Below are 15,478 nucleotides of genomic sequence, written 5' to 3'. Positions count from 1 at the left end.
TCGCGAGCAAGCCCGCTCCCACAGTTGTTTTGCGGTGTCAGGGAATCAGGATGACCTTGTCGCCACTGCCCTGATTCACCTCCGCATAGCGCTGCAACCCCTCCGCCAGCGGCACCTCCACCAACCCCTGCGGCAACGGCAACAGATCCTCATCAAAGAACCGCCCAAACTGCTCGAGCATCGCCGCACAGGCTTGCACGCCGTACAGCAGCGAGTTGATCCCGACCACCGAACCGCCCTTGCGGTACAACACCAGCGCCGGCAACTGCACATGGCCGTCGACCGGTGCGGCGATGATCGCGATGCGGCCGAACGCTGCCAGTGCCGCCACCGAGGCCGGCAGCCAGAAGCCGGTGGTGTCGAAGATCACGTCAGCGCCACCGCTGTACACCGCGCTGACCTGCGCGCCGAGGTCTTCGGGTTTATCCAGCTGAATCGTCTGGAAGCCCTGCGCCTGCAACTCCTTGACCTGCTCCGGCCGCCGCGCTGCCGCGAGGATCTGCGCACCGCGCACCTTGGCCAACGCCAATGCCGCCGTGGCCACCGCGCCGCCACCGATCACCAGCAAACGGGTTTCAGCCGTCACCAAGCTACGCTCCAGCGCATCCCACGCCGTGGTGTACGGCACGCCGAGGCTGGCGGCCTGGGCGAAACTCAAGTGCGACGGTTTGTGCGCCACGCCATTGGCCGGCAGTTTGACGAACTGCGCGTGCGAGCCATCGGCGAAAAAGCCCAGTTCACGCCCGGTGCCCCAGACTTCCTGACCGAGCAACGCCTGCGGGCCTTCGACCACGACACCGGCGAAATCGCGCCCGGGAATCCGTGGCAACGTGGTGTACGGAAATCGCCCGAGCACGTTCTTCACATCGCTGGGGTTAAGACCGGCCGCCTTGATCTCGACCAGCACTTCATCAGCGCCGGGCAGCGGGGTCGGTACGTCGACGAAATGCAGGGAAGACAGATCGCCGGTTTTATCGAATTGCAGTGCTTTCATGAGGACATCCATCAAAGGGAAAAAGGAATTCAGGACAGCCAACCGGCGACCAGTTGCCGGCCCATCGGCCACAGCTGCTCACCCGCGAGCATGCCCAGCAGCCCCACCAGCGCGATGGCCGGAGGTGCCGGGGAACGAAAATCCAGCGCGCCATAGAGCAGGCCGACACCGAGACCGATGGCCAGCGAAATCAGGTAGTTCATGGGGGAAACTCCGCCGCGTGAAAGGAATGGGCAAAGTCTAGGGAAGGATCGGCAGAGGTGTCGGCCAAGGACTTCTGAATTTCGGCCAACTCCCCGCGTTCACTACCATCCCCTGTGGGAGCGGGCTTGCTCGCGAAGGCGGCGGGTCAGTCACTTTATCCTTCACAGACAAACCGCTTTCGCGAGCAAGCCCGCTCCCACAGGGATTGCGTTCAGGTGGCCGTAAATTGCGAAGGCGCCACGCCCAGCTCGCGCCGGAACATGTCACTGAAACTGCTCGGCGAATACCCCAGCTCCCGAGCAATCGCACTCACCGGCACGCCCTGAATCAACTCGGCCACCGCCGTCGCCAGTTGCACCTGCCGCCGCCATTCGGCGAAGCCCATGCCCAGGCCTTCCTTGAACAACCGCGCCAGCGTGCGCACACTCGCCCCGGCGTTTTCCGCGTGCTGTTCGAACGGAATGTCCAGCGACGGTGCCGCCATCACCGCCTGGCACAGATTCATCAGGCGCCGGTCGGAATCGTCCGGCAGCGGGATCTTCAATTGTGAGCGCCGGGCACGCTTGAGCTCCAGCAACGCCAGCCCGACCAAGGCGTCGTAATAAGCCGGCTCACCGCTGTCGCCCTGCTCCACCAGCCCGACGATCAACTCACGCAACAGCCCACCGACCTCGATCACCTGCACCGTCGGATCCAGCGTTGCCGCCAGCACCGGGCGCAGGTAGATATTGCGCATTTGCAAGTCCGAGACCACGCGAATTCCATGCGGCACCCCGGGCGGCAACCACACCGCCCGCTGCGGCGGCACCACCAGCGCCTCATGCGGGGTTTCGACCCACATCACCCCGCTCATCGCATACAGCAACTGCCCCCAGACATGCTCGTGCGGCTCGATGAACAAACCACGCGGATAGGTACGCGCCAGCGGTTGCACCGGCACATCGGTATCCGTGAGATCGGGGGGTGCGGCGAGGGCCATGGCGAGCATTCATTGGGGTTGGCGGAAGGCGCATGGTAACCAGTCGGTCACAGCGTCGACAACGATAGATACCGTCGGACAATCCGAGTGAATTTTCCCGACGCGCCGCGATCCTTCTAATACCACAGGGAGGATTACGGGCTTTATGAACAACGCAAAACTGTTTGTCATCGATTACACCCTTCACGGCACGCCTAAGTCGTTCATTATCCGCTCGGACAGAATGGACAACGCCGAGGCGTGGCACTGGGCAAGCTGCGACGCCGGTGTGGGTCGCATCCCGCGTTTCGGCCGGGAAAAAGTGCAAAAGACCAGCAAACCGATGGCGGAGAAATTCGGCGTGGAAAACGTCACATGGCGACCGGCGAGCTAGACTCTCGTCAGGCGATGGGGACTCTTTGGGGGCGTACACAATGACCAGCATCTTCAGCCCGGCGCATCTGGATTACGGACTGGACACCCTGTTCGGACGTATCACCAAAAGCGTGGACTGTCGGGTGGGTCTTGAGGCTGTCGAAGACGACCCGTATAGCTTCGCCCTGCGTGTGCCGGCGCCGTTACCGGAAGACCTCGACCAGGCGAAAACCGTGGTGGTCAGGGTTGACGGGCGACGACTGCAAGGCACGGTGCGCCGTACCGAACGGCTGGATGATGAAAGCCTGAAACTGCAAGTGGAGCCTGATTAGGCTCCACTTTTTTTGCGCGCGGTTATTTGGGGTGGGCGCAATGGCAGCCTTTGCTTGAACACTCTTCACCGCCCTTGTGGTGGTGAGCGCAGGCTTCACAGCAATAGTGTTTGCCGTGCACGGCGTAGGCGTGGTCGCCTTCCTTGATCGTGCATTTGCAGTTGGGGCAGTCGCATTTTCTATCGGGCATGGGGGCAGACTCCTTTTTTTGGTGGTTGTCTGGGCTTTTGGGATAAGCCGTAAATACCAGTGTAGGAGCTGACGAAGGCTCGGGCCGCGTTCGGACGATCTTTTGATCTGGGTTTTTTGGGGGGATTGGGTGTATATCCGTTGCTGCGGTAACGGCCTCCTATGGTTTCGCTCTTACAGCGAGTCACCTTTTCCAAACGCCGAAAAGGTAACCCAAAAGGCTTTGCCCCGGCGTACGGCACTTCGCTTAGGCTCAGTGTTCCCTCGCTACGGTGTCCATCCGGGGGCATCGCCTCCGGTTTGCTTCGCTGCACCTCCTCTCGATGGATGCGGCTCCGCCGCATGGCGCTGCGCGCCTACCCCCCGGATGAACACCTTCGCTCGGCCTGCCGAAGGGGCAAAAGATCAAAAGCCAAAGCCACATCAAAAGCCAGATCAAGAGCCCCTCACCCTAGCCCTCTCCCGGAGGGAGAGGGAACTGATCGCGGTGTTTGGGAGAGGTGCGCCGACGTGAAACACCCAGTCGAACTCAGGTTCTGAAAGGCTCAAAAATCGGCTCCCTCTCCCTCGGGAGAGGGCTGGGGTGAGGGGTAGATCCAACACAGAACACAAGCCGACCGCATGCTTTTCCACCACTCAACAGGATGAGCGCAAGCTCGGCTGCAGCTTTTGATCTTGATCCACGGGCGACGTCGGAAGGCTGAGTGGAGGGATTCATCCGGGGGTGGGAGCGCAGCGACCGTTTGGCGCAGCCAAACACAGCGAGAGGAGGTGCAGCGAAGCAAACCGGAGGCGCTGCGCCCGGATGGAGCCCGGAGCGAAGGGACCCGAGCCCCAGCGAGCGGGCCGAACGTAGGAGCAAGCGTTTTTTTGCTTACTTTTTTTAGGCGTTTGTAAAAAAAGTGAGTCGCCGTAAGGGCGAAACCCTAAGGAGAGTGTCAGATTTTTTGTGTGCGGGCCGGTAATGGCCTGCCGTCAGGCAGGCCTTCATTTCACCAGTTCGGCCTGATGAATCGGTCTCCATATAAAACCGCAAACTGATTCATGGCGCTTTTCCAGTCATGGGCGGCGCTGCCCCAGTTGGCGGTGATGTTTTTCAGCGCCAGCCAGATCAGTTTTGTCGCCGCCTCATCGGTTGGAAAGTGGCCTCTTGTCTTGATGATCTTGCGTAACTGCGAATTGATGCTTTCGATCGCGTTGGTGGTGTAGATCACTTTGCGTATCGCGGGTGGGAACACGAAAAATGGGATAACCCGCTCCCAGGCGCGTCTCCAAGCCGCCGCTATCGTCGGATACTGCTTGCCCCACGGCCCCGCTTCGAAGGCGTCCAGAGCCTGTTCGGCGACATCGGCATTGAGAGCTTGATAAATCGGCTTAAGGGCCTTGGCCAGTTCACGGCGCTTGTCCCACGCCGCGTAATCAAGGCTGTTGCGGATCAAATGGACGATGCATGTCTGCAGCGTTGTCTCTGGAAACACCGCACTCAAAGCCTCCGGCATACCTTTGAGCCCGTCAGTTACCGCGATCAGCACGTCTTCGACGCCCCGGGTTTTGAGGTCATTGAAGACCTTCATCCAGAACTTGGCACCTTCAGTGTTCTCGATCCAGATCCCCAAAATATCTCGGGTCCCATCCGGCAGCACGCCCAGAGCCAAGTAGATGGCCTTATTGCGAACCACGCCTTCGTCACGGATCTTGACCCGCAGAGCATCGAAGAAAATGACCGGATACATGGGCTCAAGCGGGCGTTGCTGCCAGGTACTGACTTCCTCCAGAACCGCATCGGTGACGGAGCTGATGAAGTCATGAGAGACATCTGTGCCGTACTGTTCCGAGAGGAAAGCACGAATCTCGCGAACGCTCATGCCACGGGCATACATGGCGATGATTTTGTCGTCGAAACCCGTGAAACGGCGCTCGTGCTTGGGGATCAGGATCGGGGCGAAACTGCCGTCGCAGTCTCTGGGAATATCCAGACGCAACGGGCCGTCTTCGGTCAGCACGGTCTTGCTGCTTCTGCCATTACGCTGATTACTCGAATCCTCAGGGCGCTCCGCGCCCTGAGGATAACCAAGGTGGTGCCCCATCTCGGCGCCAAGGGCTCGCTCGATCAGCGCTTTCTTAAACGCCATCGCGGCATCCTGAATAGCGTCGGCACTCATCGGGCCGCTGACGAACTGGTCGATCAGCTCTTGGGGAATGGAAGGAAGGTCACGCTGGGCCTCTCGGGCCGGTCTCTTTTTGGTCGGCATACATGCACCTCTGCGACATGTTATGCCCGAACACAAAATTTATGACACTCCCACCCTAAGTGGCCGTTACCGCAGCAACGGATATACACCCAATCTCAATCAGAACGACGAACACTACTCCGATACATAAAAACCAAAGCCAACCCCAGACACACCATCGCCAACACCCGCGAGGACGAAAGCTCGATCGCCGGATTCCCCAGCCAGCCAAAATTGTCGATCAACATCCCCATCCCAAGTTGACCAACAATCACCGCAACAGTCGCCACCGCAGTCCCCACAACAGGCACCGCGCCAACCATGACCATCATGTAAACCACGCCAAACAGCGCCCCGCAGACCTGCCACTTCGGCACATCGAGCAAACTCACCGCATGCGCCGGCTCAAAAAACACAATCAACAACCCGGTGACCACCGCCCCGACGAAAAACGTCAGCAAACTGCTGCGCAACACCCCGACGCTTTCACCAAGGCGCCCATTGATCGCCGCCTGGACACTCAACACCGCGCCAGCCAACACCACCACTGCCAACAAAATAACCAGACTCATATTCTCAACCCCGCGCAATCAGAACCAGTGCCACCACTATCAACCCCAACGCCAGCCAGCGCTCGGCATTGACCTTCTTGCGCGTCGCGCCGAACCAGCCGAAATGGTCGATCAGCACACTCTTGCCGACCTGCCCGGACAGGATCGCGATCATCGTCATCGCGATCCCGATATGCGGCGTCGCCAGGGTCAGCACTACCACGTACATCGGCCCGAGAAAGCCGCCGATCAATTGCCAGCGCGGCAGATCGGTCAGCGCCGGGCCTTTCTGCGGGCCGGCGAACAACAGCAGCAAAAACAGAATCGCCGAACCCACGCCGAAGATGCTCAAGGTCGCCCACAGATGCCCGACCTGCTGCCCCAGCGGCCCCAGTAACCCGGCCTCCACCGACAGGCCCATGCCAGCCAGAATCACCAGCGGCAGCAACAACAGGCGCAACCACGACCGGGTCGCCGGCGCCGCCACACTCACTTCATCCAATGTCTGCATCATCCAAAACCCACGCAAGTAAACGATGGCGCGGATTATCGGCTGGCGCAGCTGTGCGATAAATGGGAGCATCCGGACAACACTTTTGCGCAACTCGCACAGCAGGACGATCTATGCATGGGCTGAACGAACTGGGATTCAAGGCGCTGAGGCTGTTTGTGGCAGTGCTCGACCACGGCAGTTTTTCCGAAGTCGCCCGGCGCGAGGGCGTGGCGCCCTCTTCAATTTCACGGCAGATCCAGTTGATGGAGCAGGCGCTGAACCAGCAATTGCTCTACCGCCACACCCGCGCCGTGACGCCGACCGAGGCCGGGCGCATGCTCGGCCACCATGCGCGGCTGGTGCTGGTGCAACTGGAAGAGGCCGAGCAGGCGTTGCAGGAGCAGCAAAGCGAACCCACCGGGCTGGTGCGGATCAACGCGCCGGTGGTGTTCGGCCAACGGCATCTGACGCCGTGGCTCGGTCAGTTGTGCGCGCGCTATCCGAAGCTGCAACTGGACATCCAGCAGACCGACCATTACGTCGACCCGTTGCAGGAAGGCGCCGACCTGCTGTTCCGCATCGGCCCGCTGCACGACTCGAGCATGCAGGCGCGGATTCTGGCGCCGCACCGCTTTCAGGTCGCGGCCAGCCCGGCTTACCTGAAGCGTCACGGCACGCCGCAGCATCCCGACGAACTCGCGCAACACCAGTGCCTGGCCTACAAAGGTGCGACCGGTCAGCAACGCTGGTTTTTCCGTCAGGATCAGGACGACTGGACGCCTTACTCGGTCAAAGGCCCGATCACTGGCAACCACGCCGACACCCTCACCCAGGCCGCCGAACAAGGCTTGGGGCTGGTGATGTTTCCGTCCTGGTTGATTGGTGAAGCGGTGCGCGAAGGCACGCTGGTGCCGGTGTTGCGCGAGTATCAGGTGTCGAACAGCCTGGAGCCGCAGCAGATCGCAGTGCTGTGGCCGGGGAGTCGAAGGTTGTCGGTGAAGGTGCGGACGGTAATTGATTTCTTTGTCGAGTGCTTTGGTGAAGTGCCGTACTGGGACAGACCTTGAAGCTGAAAATCAAAAGCCCCTCACCCTAGCCCTCTCCCGGGGGGAGAGGGGACTGATCGGGGGATAGTCAAGAGATACGCTGACGTGAGCGATCGGCTTTGAATCCATAATCGACTGGTTTTTTCAGGTCGATGTATGACGCGAGACGCTGCGGTCGGTTCCCTCTCCCTCCGGGAGAGGGCTAGGGTGAGGGCCCGCTTGAAGATTCACACAATTATCAGATGCGGAACTGGCCCACCAGCTTGCCCAACCGCTGCCCAAGCTCTGCCAGACTGCGCGAAGTCTGCGCGCCCAACTGGGTCTCATCCGCCACGCTGTCTACCGCCACCGCGATCTGATGCACGCTGCGGTTGATCTCTTCGGCCACCGCCGTTTGTTCCTCGGCCGCGCTGGCGATCTGCGCGTTCATCGAGTTGATCGTCGCGATCAGGTCAGCCATGGCATCCAGCGACGCCCCGGCCTGATTGGCCTGCGCCGAAGTACCATCGCCCGCTTCACTGGAACGGCGCATCGCCTCGACCGCCGACTGGGTACCCGCTTGCAGACGATCGATCATGCCCTGAATTTCCTGGGTGCTGATCTGCGTGCGGCTGGCCAGTGCCCGCACTTCGTCCGCCACCACCGCAAAACCGCGCCCGGCCTCCCCGGCACGCGCCGCTTCAATCGCCGCGTTCAGCGCCAAGAGGTTGGTCTGCTCGGCAATCGAACGGATCACCCCAAGCACGCCGACAATCGAAGACACGTCCTGCTGCAGGCTGTCGAGCGACACGCCGCTGCTGCGAATGTCATCCACCAGCGCATGAATCTGTTTGATGCTGCCGGCCACCACGCGTTTGGCGCTCTGGCCTTCTTCGTCGGTCTGCTGCGCGGCGACCGCAGCGTTCTGCGCGCTCTTGGCGACTTCCTGGGCAGCGGCGGACATCTCGTTGATCGCCGTGGCGACCTGATCGGTCTCGTGGCGCTGACGCTCCATCGCCTGATCGGAACGCTGGGCCTGATCCGACACCTGGGTCACCAGGCCGGTGAGTTGCGTGGTCATCTCGGTGATCTGCCGCACCAGACCGTGGATCTTGTCGACGAAGCGGTTGAACGAGCCGGCCAGTTCGCCGAGTTCGTCCTGGCTGGTGATGTTCAACCGGCGCGTGAGATCGCCCTCGCCCGCCGCGATGTCGTCGAGGTTGGCTTTCATCAGGTTCAACGGGCGCAGAATGGTGTTGGCCAGCAGCATCCCCGCGATGGCAATCACCAGCAGCACCAGCACCGCCACGCCGACGATGCTGAGGATCACGCCTTGCATGCGCTCCTGCACTTGCGCCTCGACCACTGCCACTTGCGCTTCAATGCCGTCGAGGTTGACCGAGGTACCGACCGCCATATCCCACTTCGCCAGGTACTCGGTGTAGCCGAGTTTCGGCACCAGCACGCTGGCATTGCCCGGCAGCGGCGAGCTGTATTGCAAATAGTGGGTGCCTTCCTTCGCCACTTTCACCAGGCCGAGGTTGACGTAGACGCCATTCGGGTCGCGGTTGTCCTTGAAGCTTTTGCCCACGCCTTCGGGGTCGTTGGCCTTGAACAGGCGCACGGTCTCGGAGTCGTAGCCGAAGAAGTAGCCGTCCTTGCCGTAGCGGATGCCCGACAGCAGCTTGATCGCCTGCGCCCGCGCCGCGTTGTCACCGGGGGCGGCTGCGTCGTACAGCGGTTTGATCGTGGTCATGGCCACAGCGACGTAACTTTGCAGCGTGGCCTTGGCGTCGGCGAGCAGGCGCTCGCGGGTCTGTTCGACTTCGGTGTGCGCCTGTTGCTGGAGGATAAACAGCGTGGTCAGGCTGATGACCAGCGCAAAGAGCAGCACCGGCAGGACGGCAAGGGACAGGACTTTGGCCTTGAGACTCAAGCGCATGGGGGGGCTCACTCTTTTGGTTTTATTGGCGTGGTTAAAGGCGTTAACGGCACGCGAAAGCAAAAGTTGAGCGGGGGTTCACCGCATTCCTCTGTGGGAGCGGGCTTGCTCGCGAAGGCGTCGTGTCAGTCAACATTTATGTTTCTGATACACCGCTTTCGCGAGCAAGCCCGCTCCCACAGAGGATTGGCGGGTTTAGAGGACCATCGCGGCCACCCAACCGAACGCCAGCAGCGGCAGGTTGTAGTGCAGGAAGGTCGGGACCACGGTGTCCCAGATGTGGTGATGCTGGCCATCGACATTCAGACCGGAGGTCGGGCCCAGCGTCGAGTCCGAGGCCGGCGAGCCGGTGTCGCCCAGCGCCCCGGCGGTGCCGACGATGCACACGATGGCCATCGGGCTGAAGCCCAGCTGCACGCACAGCGGCACGAAAATCGCCGCCAGAATCGGCACCGTGGAGAACGACGAGCCGATACCGATGGTCACCATCAGGCCCACCAGCAGCATCAACAGCGCGCCGATCGCCTGACTGTGATCGATCCACGCCGCCGCGCTTTCCACCAGCGAGCGCACTTCGCCGGTGGCCTTGAGCACTTCGGCAAAACCCGAGGCGGAGATCATGATGAAGCCGATCATCGCCATCATCTTCATGCCTTCGGTGAACAGGTCGTCGGTCTCACGCCACTTGACGATGCCCGAGGCCGAGAAAATCAGGAACCCGGCCAGTGCGCCGATAATCATCGAATCCAGCAGCAACTGAATGATGAACGCGGCGGCAATCGCCAGACCGGCAATGGCGATGGTCTTCGGGTTGTACGCCACGCTGACTTGCTCGACTTGTTCGATCTTCTGCAGATCGTAAACGCGCTTCTTGCGATAGCTGAAAAACACCGCCAGCAACAGGCCGAAGACCATGCCCAGCGCCGGAATCGCCATGGCGTGCATGACGTTGATCTGGCTGATATCGACCCCGGCCTTGCTGACGTTGGCCAGCAGGATCTGGTTGAGGAAAATGTTGCCGAACCCCACCGGGAACACCATGTACGGGGTGATCAGGCCGAAGGTCATGACGCAGGCGATCAACCGGCGATCGAGCTGCAACTTGGTCAGTACATAGAGCAGTGGCGGCACCAGCAGCGGGATGAACGCAATGTGGATCGGCAGGATGTTCTGCGAGGCAATCGCCACCACCCACAGCAGGCCGATCAGCAGCCACTTGACGCTGCCGCCGCCGGTCGAATGCTGACGATCGACCATCGCCAGGGCCTTGTCGGCCAGCGCATGGGCCAGGCCGGACTTGGCAATCGCCACGGCGAAAGCGCCGAGCAACGCGTAGGACAACGCCACCGTCGCCCCGCCACCCAGGCCGCTGTTGAACGCCTTGAGCGTGGCGTCAATGCCCAGACCACCGGTCAGGCCACCGACCAGCGCACCGACGATCAGGGCTATCACCACGTGCACACGGGACAGGCTGAGGATCAGCATGACGCCGACCGCAGCAATCACTGCATTCATTTCACTACCTCAAAAACACTGCGATGAGATCATCACCGCCAGACAGGATGAGTCCGCCAACGGTTAACCGGCGGATTTGCAAAGAGGGTCTTATTAGAAGGGCGCGCACTGTGCCGCAGAGTGGCGGCGGTGTCAAAGCGAGCGGCTGAACTGAAATGTAACGGGCAATGGAGAACCGTGTGGCGAGGGGATTTATCCCCGATCGGCTGCGCAGCAGTCGCCAAACCTGACTATGCAATTTCTCTGAACGATTGTGAGGGCGGCTTCGCCCCCCCCATCGGGGATAAATCCCCTCACCACAGGTATCTGATCGCCAGCATGCGGCAATTGGTCATATTGCGCTTGAACAATAAAGAAAGCCGAAACGCGGCCGTTACAGTGCAAAGTCTCAGATATTTATCGAATAAGGACGTCTCCATGTCGCTCAGACAACTTTCCATTCAATGGAAAATCACCCTGCTCGCCGGCCTGTGCCTGGCGGGCATCGTGACCCTGCTGGTGGGTCTTTCGCTGTATCGCATGGAGCACAGCTCCGAGCTGGTGAAGGCTTCGAGCATGGAGATGCTGACCGAGTCGGCCCAGGCGCGCATTGAGTCGCAGGGTGAGGTGCAGGCGGCCGGGATTCGCCAGCAGTTCATGGACGCCTATCAATACGGTCACGGTTTCTCGCGGCAGGTGCTGTTCCTGCGCGAACAGGCCGAGAAGCGCTTCCTCGACGCCTTCGACCTGCGCGAAGACATGACCCGCCAGGTCAAGTCCGCCCTGCAAGCCAACCCGGATCTGCTCGGTCTGTCGCTGGTGTTCGAAGCCAACGCGCTGGATGGCAAGGATGAACTGTTCGCCGGTCAGGCCGAGCTGGGCAGCAACGACAAGGGCCGCTTCGCCCTGTACTGGTCGCAGCCGACGCCCGGCAAAGTCACCTCGATGGCCCTGCCGGAAAGCGACATGGCCGACACCAGCACCGGCCCCAGCGGTCAGGCGGCCAACGCCTGGTTCACCTGCCCGCGCACCACGCTCAAACCGTGCGTGATCGAACCGTACTTCTATGTGATCGACGGTCAGAACGTGCTGATGACCAGCATCGTCTTCCCGCTGATGGTCAACGGCAAAGTCATCGCCTCGCTGTCGGTGGACATCAATCTCAACAGCCTGCAGGCGATCAGCCAGGGCGCGAGCAAAAAACTCTACGACGGCCAGACCGCCGTGAGCATCATCAGCCCCACCGGCCTGCTCGCCGGCTACAGCCCGGACGCCAGCAAGCTGAGCAAGCGTCTGGATGCCGTGGACACCGTCAGCGGCGCTGAACTGCTGCGTCAGCTCGCGGCCAGCAGCAGCGTCAGCAGCCTGCACAGCAACGGCCAGTTGAAAGTGCTGTCGCCGTTCCAGCCGATCCCCGGTGGGCCGTCGTGGGGCGTGTTGCTCGACGTGCCGGAAAAGGTGCTGGTCAGCCGCGCCGAAGCGCTCAAGCAGCAACTGGATGCGAGCAACAACTCCGGCACCCTGATCGAGCTGAGCCTCGGCGTGCTGGCGGCATTGGTCGGCCTGCTGCTGGTGTGGCTGATGGCGCGCAGCGTGACCAAACCGATCCTCGGCGTGGCCCACATGCTCGAAGACATCGCCAGTGGTGAAGGTGATCTGACCCGGCGTCTGGCCTATGACAAGCAGGATGAACTCGGTCAACTGGCTGGCTGGTTCAACAAGTTCCTCGACAAGCTGCAGCCGATCATCGCCGAAGTGAAACGCTCGGTGCAGGACGCACGCAACACCGCCGACCAGTCTTCGGCCATCGCCACCCAGACCAGCGCCGGCATGGAGCAGCAATACCGTCAGGTCGATCAGGTCGCCACCGCCTCCCACGAAATGAGCGCCACCGCGCAGGACGTCGCACGCAGCGCCGCGCAAGCCGCCGAAGCCGCCAAGGACGCCGACCGCGCCACCCGTCAGGGCCTGACCGTGATCGACCGCACCACCGCGAGCATCGACACCCTCGCCGCCGACATGAGCGCGGCGATGGTTCAGGTCGAAGGCCTGGCTGCCAACAGCGAAAAGATCGGCACCGTGCTGGAAACCATCCGCGCCATCGCCGAACAGACCAACCTGCTGGCGCTCAACGCGGCGATCGAGGCCGCTCGCGCCGGTGAAGCCGGGCGTGGTTTTGCCGTGGTCGCCGACGAAGTGCGCAACCTCGCCCGTCGCACCCAAGAGTCGGTGGAAGAAACCCGTCAGGTCATCGAGCAATTGCAGACCGGCACCCAGGATGTGGTCGGGTCGATGGGCAACAGCCATCGTCAGGCGCAGGGCAGTGTCGAACAGGTCGGGCAAGCGGTGACCGCACTGCGCCAGATCGGCGATGCAGTGACGGTGATCAGCGACATGAACCTGCAGATCGCCAGCGCGGCGGAAGAACAGAGCGCGGTGGCCGAGGAGATCAACAACAACGTGGCGACCATTCGTGACGTGACCGAATCGCTGTCCGGACAGGCCAATGAGTCGGCGCGGGTGAGCCAGTCGCTGAACAGCCTGGCGAATCAGCAGCAGAGTCTGATGGATCAGTTCCGGGTCTGAAAACCATCACCGTCCCTGTAGGAGTGAGCCTGCTCGCGATAGCGGTTTGTCAGACACATTGATTTCGAATGTATCGGCGCAATCGCGAGCAGGCTCACTCCTACAGTTCTTTGGCAGGCAGGGGTTAGCGTTTAGGCAACTCGATCACCACCTTCAGCCCGCCCCACTCACTCTCGCCCAGCACCAGCAACCCGCCCCACGTCTCGACAATATCGCGCACAATCCCCAGCCCCAGACCATGCCCGTCAGTCTGCTCATCGAGCCGCGTGCCACGGCTGAACACCTGAGTGCGTTGCTCTTCAGGAATTCCCGGGCCGTCATCTTCAACGCTCAGGGCGTAACCGTCAGTACGTTCGATCACACTCAGGCGCACCTCGGCATCCGCCCATTTGCAGGCGTTGTCCAGCAAGTTGCCGAGCAGTTCCAGCAAGTCCTCGCGGTCCCACGGCAGTTGCAGCCCCGGCGGCGCGACGTAACTCAACGCCAGATGCTCGCCGTGGATCATGTTCAGCGTTGCCAGCAATCCCGGCAGTTCCGCATCGCAATCAAACAGCGCACCGGGCAGCGCATCACCTGACAACCGCGCGCGATTAAGCTCGCGATTGAGCCGCTGTTGCACCTGCTCCAACTGTTCCTTGAGGATCTTGCGCAGCTCCGGGTGGGCATCGAGTTTTTCGCTCGACGCCAGACTCAAAAGCACCGCCAACGGCGTCTTCAGCGCATGTCCCAGATTGCCCAGCGCATTGCGTGAACGCTTGAGGCTGTCCTCGGTGTGCGCCAGCAAATGGTTGATCTGCGCCACCAGCGGCTCCAGCTCGACCGGCACCTGATCGTCCAGTTGCGAGCGCTGGCCCTGCTGCAACTGGGCGATCTGCTCGCGCGCCCGTTCCAGCGGCTTCAACGCGCGACGCACCGTCAGCCGTTGCAGCAGCAGAATCAGCAGCAAACCGGCCAGGCCCAGCCCGAGGCCGATCTGGCGCATGCGCTGGAAACTCTCGCGCACCGGGGTGTAATCCTGGGCGATGCTGATCGAGATCGACTGCCCCAGACGTCGATAGTCCGAGCGCAATACCAGCAACTGCTGACCGTCCGGGCCCAGTTGCAGGTTGCTGTGCAAACCCGGGTGCTCCAGCAGCGGCAGATCCTGATCCCACAGCGAACGCGAGCGCCAGTGGCTGTCGGCAAAATCGATGCGGAAGTAATGCCCGGAAAACGGTCGCTGATAGGCCGGTGACAGATGCCGCTCATCCAGTTGCAAACCTTGCGGGCCACGCACCAGCGCGACCAGCAGGCTTTCGCTGTCGTTGCGCAGACCGGCCTCGAGATAACGCTGCAACCCGACTTCGAACAACCACAGACTGGTTTGCGCCAGCACCAGACCGACGATCACCATCACACTGATCAAGCCCAGGCTCAAACGGCGCTGGATCGACCTCACGAAGCTTGCCCGCCGAACAGGTAACCCTGGCCGCGACGGGTTTCGATCACCGCTTTACCCAGCTTGCGCCGCAGGTGGTTGACGTGAACTTCGAGGACGTTGGAATCGCGCTCGGTTTCGCCGTCGTAGAGGTGCTCGGCGAGGTGGGTTTTCGACAGGATCTGTTCCGGGTGCAGCATGAAATAACGCAGCAGACGGAATTCGGCGGCAGTCAGCTGAATCTCGCTGCCGTCGCGGATCACGCACTGGCGACCTTCATCCAGATGCAGGCCGGCCGCCTTGAGCGTTGGCTGATTGGCCTGGCCCTTGGAGCGGCGCAGCAACGACTGCACCCGCAAATGCAGCTCTTCGGGATGAAACGGTTTGGTCAGGTAATCGTCGGCGCCGGCCTTCAGGCCTTCGATGCGCTCGGCCCAGGAATCGCGGGCGGTGAGGATCAGCACCGGGGTCGACAGGCCACCGGCACGCCATTGCGCCAGCACCTCCAGCCCGGGAACGCCGGGCAGGCCGAGGTCGAGAATGATCAGGTCATAGGGCTCGCTGCTACCCTGATAGACCGCATCGCGTCCGTCCGCCAGCCAGTCCACCGCGTAGCCTTGGCGCTGCAGGCCGGCGATCAGTTCGTCGGCGAGCGGCACGTGGTCTTCCACCAGAAGCAAACGCATC

Annotated in this window: 14 protein-coding genes and 3 pseudogenes; 5 read left to right on the top strand and 12 right to left on the bottom strand. The window is 61.6% G+C overall.

The genetic code is table 11. The features are described from left to right. Nucleotides 1-37: 37 nt before the first annotated feature. The 3 genes from E3Z29_RS12705 to E3Z29_RS12695 form a co-directional block, all read right to left on the bottom strand. Nucleotides 38-994 (bottom strand): zinc-binding alcohol dehydrogenase family protein, encoded by a 957-nt coding sequence (locus E3Z29_RS12705; RefSeq protein WP_134785917.1) that lies wholly within the window; start codon nucleotides 992-994, stop codon nucleotides 38-40. 29 nt (nucleotides 995-1,023) lie between these two features. Further along, on the bottom strand, nucleotides 1,024-1,197 hold the full coding sequence (locus E3Z29_RS12700; protein WP_007969534.1) for a DUF1427 family protein: 174 nt from the start codon (nucleotides 1,195-1,197) through the stop codon (nucleotides 1,024-1,026). A gap of 212 nt (nucleotides 1,198-1,409) precedes the next feature. After that, nucleotides 1,410-2,186, bottom strand: coding sequence for a helix-turn-helix domain-containing protein (locus tag E3Z29_RS12695; RefSeq protein WP_134785916.1), 777 nt, complete (start codon nucleotides 2,184-2,186; stop codon nucleotides 1,410-1,412). A gap of 136 nt (nucleotides 2,187-2,322) precedes the next feature. Here E3Z29_RS12695 and E3Z29_RS12690 point away from each other — a divergent pair, with 136 nt between their 5' ends. Beyond that, complete coding sequence (locus E3Z29_RS12690) at nucleotides 2,323-2,550, top strand: DUF6555 family protein (protein WP_027613849.1); 228 nt, start codon at nucleotides 2,323-2,325, stop codon at nucleotides 2,548-2,550. Between the two features lie 40 nt (nucleotides 2,551-2,590). Continuing rightward, complete coding sequence (locus E3Z29_RS12685) at nucleotides 2,591-2,863, top strand: hypothetical protein (protein WP_098968039.1); 273 nt, start codon at nucleotides 2,591-2,593, stop codon at nucleotides 2,861-2,863. A gap of 22 nt (nucleotides 2,864-2,885) precedes the next feature. Here the strand turns inward: E3Z29_RS12685 and E3Z29_RS12680 are convergent, their stop codons facing one another. From E3Z29_RS12680 to E3Z29_RS12665, 4 genes are all read right to left on the bottom strand, one after another. Further along, nucleotides 2,886-3,053: a metallothionein gene (locus E3Z29_RS12680; protein WP_081730276.1), complete on the bottom strand. Its 168-nt coding sequence runs from the start codon at nucleotides 3,051-3,053 to the stop codon at nucleotides 2,886-2,888. Between the two features lie 991 nt (nucleotides 3,054-4,044). Beyond that, nucleotides 4,045-5,304 carry an IS256 family transposase gene (locus E3Z29_RS12675; RefSeq protein ID WP_134785915.1) on the bottom strand — a complete coding sequence of 420 codons (1,260 nt, stop codon included), beginning with the start codon at nucleotides 5,302-5,304 and terminating at the stop codon, nucleotides 4,045-4,047. A 95-nt stretch (nucleotides 5,305-5,399) separates the two neighbouring features. Beyond that, on the bottom strand, nucleotides 5,400-5,855 hold the full coding sequence (locus E3Z29_RS12670; RefSeq protein ID WP_095138734.1) for a DMT family transporter: 456 nt from the start codon (nucleotides 5,853-5,855) through the stop codon (nucleotides 5,400-5,402). A 4-nt stretch (nucleotides 5,856-5,859) separates the two neighbouring features. Further along, a complete protein-coding gene (locus tag E3Z29_RS12665; protein ID WP_134787562.1) occupies nucleotides 5,860-6,345 on the bottom strand; it encodes a DMT family transporter in 486 nt (161 codons plus the stop codon). 113 nt (nucleotides 6,346-6,458) lie between these two features. Here E3Z29_RS12665 and E3Z29_RS12660 point away from each other — a divergent pair, with 113 nt between their 5' ends. Further along, nucleotides 6,459-7,394, top strand: coding sequence for a LysR family transcriptional regulator (locus tag E3Z29_RS12660; protein WP_134785914.1), 936 nt, complete (start codon nucleotides 6,459-6,461; stop codon nucleotides 7,392-7,394). Nucleotides 7,395-7,611: 217 nt separating this feature from the next. On the opposite strand, the pseudogene E3Z29_RS29925 reads toward E3Z29_RS12660, so the two are convergent. The 3 genes and pseudogenes from E3Z29_RS29925 to E3Z29_RS12650 all read right to left on the bottom strand — a co-directional run. Beyond that, a pseudogene (locus E3Z29_RS29925) lies at nucleotides 7,612-8,205 on the bottom strand (methyl-accepting chemotaxis protein); the annotation flags it as partial. Nucleotides 8,206-8,517: 312 nt separating this feature from the next. Beyond that, nucleotides 8,518-9,294: pseudogene (locus E3Z29_RS29920) on the bottom strand (cache domain-containing protein); the annotation flags it as partial. A 195-nt stretch (nucleotides 9,295-9,489) separates the two neighbouring features. Continuing rightward, the gene (locus tag E3Z29_RS12650) at nucleotides 9,490-10,809 is read right to left on the bottom strand and encodes a Na+/H+ antiporter family protein (RefSeq protein ID WP_097087731.1); all 1,320 of its coding nucleotides are present in this window, start codon (nucleotides 10,807-10,809) and stop codon (nucleotides 9,490-9,492) included. Nucleotides 10,810-11,127: 318 nt separating this feature from the next. On the opposite strand from E3Z29_RS12650, the pseudogene E3Z29_RS29915 reads away from it, so the two are divergent. After that, nucleotides 11,128-12,468 (top strand): annotated as a pseudogene (locus E3Z29_RS29915) (cache domain-containing protein); the annotation flags it as partial. A 150-nt stretch (nucleotides 12,469-12,618) separates the two neighbouring features. Then, the gene (locus E3Z29_RS29910) at nucleotides 12,619-13,374 is read left to right on the top strand and encodes a methyl-accepting chemotaxis protein (protein WP_371262551.1); all 756 of its coding nucleotides are present in this window, start codon (nucleotides 12,619-12,621) and stop codon (nucleotides 13,372-13,374) included. 124 nt (nucleotides 13,375-13,498) lie between these two features. Here the strand turns inward: E3Z29_RS29910 and E3Z29_RS12635 are convergent, their stop codons facing one another. Further along, entirely contained in the window at nucleotides 13,499-14,812 is a 1,314-nt protein-coding gene (locus E3Z29_RS12635; RefSeq protein ID WP_134785913.1) for a sensor histidine kinase, read from the bottom strand. Continuing rightward, on the bottom strand, nucleotides 14,809-15,477 hold the full coding sequence (locus tag E3Z29_RS12630; RefSeq protein ID WP_003223514.1) for a response regulator transcription factor: 669 nt from the start codon (nucleotides 15,475-15,477) through the stop codon (nucleotides 14,809-14,811). Before E3Z29_RS12630 ends, E3Z29_RS12635 begins: the two co-directional genes overlap by 4 nt. Between the last annotated feature and the right edge of the window lies 1 nt (nucleotide 15,478).

Source organism: Pseudomonas sp. S150, assembly GCF_004526365.1.
Classification (GTDB): Bacteria; Pseudomonadota; Gammaproteobacteria; order Pseudomonadales; family Pseudomonadaceae; genus Aquipseudomonas; species Aquipseudomonas putida_A.
This window is presented reverse-complemented; position numbering and strand designations above follow the sequence as displayed.

What these genes read in the sequence shown, in the direction of transcription:
- E3Z29_RS12705 (WP_134785917.1), bottom strand. Translation starts at nt 994, where the DNA reads ATGAAAGCACTGCAATTCGATAAAACCGGCGATCTGTCTTCCCTGCAT.
- E3Z29_RS12700 (WP_007969534.1), bottom strand. Translation starts at nt 1,197, where the DNA reads ATGAACTACCTGATTTCGCTGGCCATCGGTCTCGGTGTCGGCCTGCTC.
- E3Z29_RS12695 (WP_134785916.1), bottom strand. Translation starts at nt 2,186, where the DNA reads ATGCTCGCCATGGCCCTCGCCGCACCCCCCGATCTCACGGATACCGAT.
- E3Z29_RS12690 (WP_027613849.1), top strand. Translation starts at nt 2,323, where the DNA reads ATGAACAACGCAAAACTGTTTGTCATCGATTACACCCTTCACGGCACG.
- E3Z29_RS12685 (WP_098968039.1), top strand. Translation starts at nt 2,591, where the DNA reads ATGACCAGCATCTTCAGCCCGGCGCATCTGGATTACGGACTGGACACC.
- E3Z29_RS12680 (WP_081730276.1), bottom strand. Translation starts at nt 3,053, where the DNA reads ATGCCCGATAGAAAATGCGACTGCCCCAACTGCAAATGCACGATCAAG.
- E3Z29_RS12675 (WP_134785915.1), bottom strand. Translation starts at nt 5,304, where the DNA reads ATGCCGACCAAAAAGAGACCGGCCCGAGAGGCCCAGCGTGACCTTCCT.
- E3Z29_RS12670 (WP_095138734.1), bottom strand. Translation starts at nt 5,855, where the DNA reads ATGAGTCTGGTTATTTTGTTGGCAGTGGTGGTGTTGGCTGGCGCGGTG.
- E3Z29_RS12665 (WP_134787562.1), bottom strand. Translation starts at nt 6,345, where the DNA reads ATGCAGACATTGGATGAAGTGAGTGTGGCGGCGCCGGCGACCCGGTCG.
- E3Z29_RS12660 (WP_134785914.1), top strand. Translation starts at nt 6,459, where the DNA reads ATGCATGGGCTGAACGAACTGGGATTCAAGGCGCTGAGGCTGTTTGTG.
- E3Z29_RS12650 (WP_097087731.1), bottom strand. Translation starts at nt 10,809, where the DNA reads ATGAATGCAGTGATTGCTGCGGTCGGCGTCATGCTGATCCTCAGCCTG.
- E3Z29_RS29910 (WP_371262551.1), top strand. Translation starts at nt 12,619, where the DNA reads ATGGAGCAGCAATACCGTCAGGTCGATCAGGTCGCCACCGCCTCCCAC.
- E3Z29_RS12630 (WP_003223514.1), bottom strand. Translation starts at nt 15,477, where the DNA reads ATGCGTTTGCTTCTGGTGGAAGACCACGTGCCGCTCGCCGACGAACTG.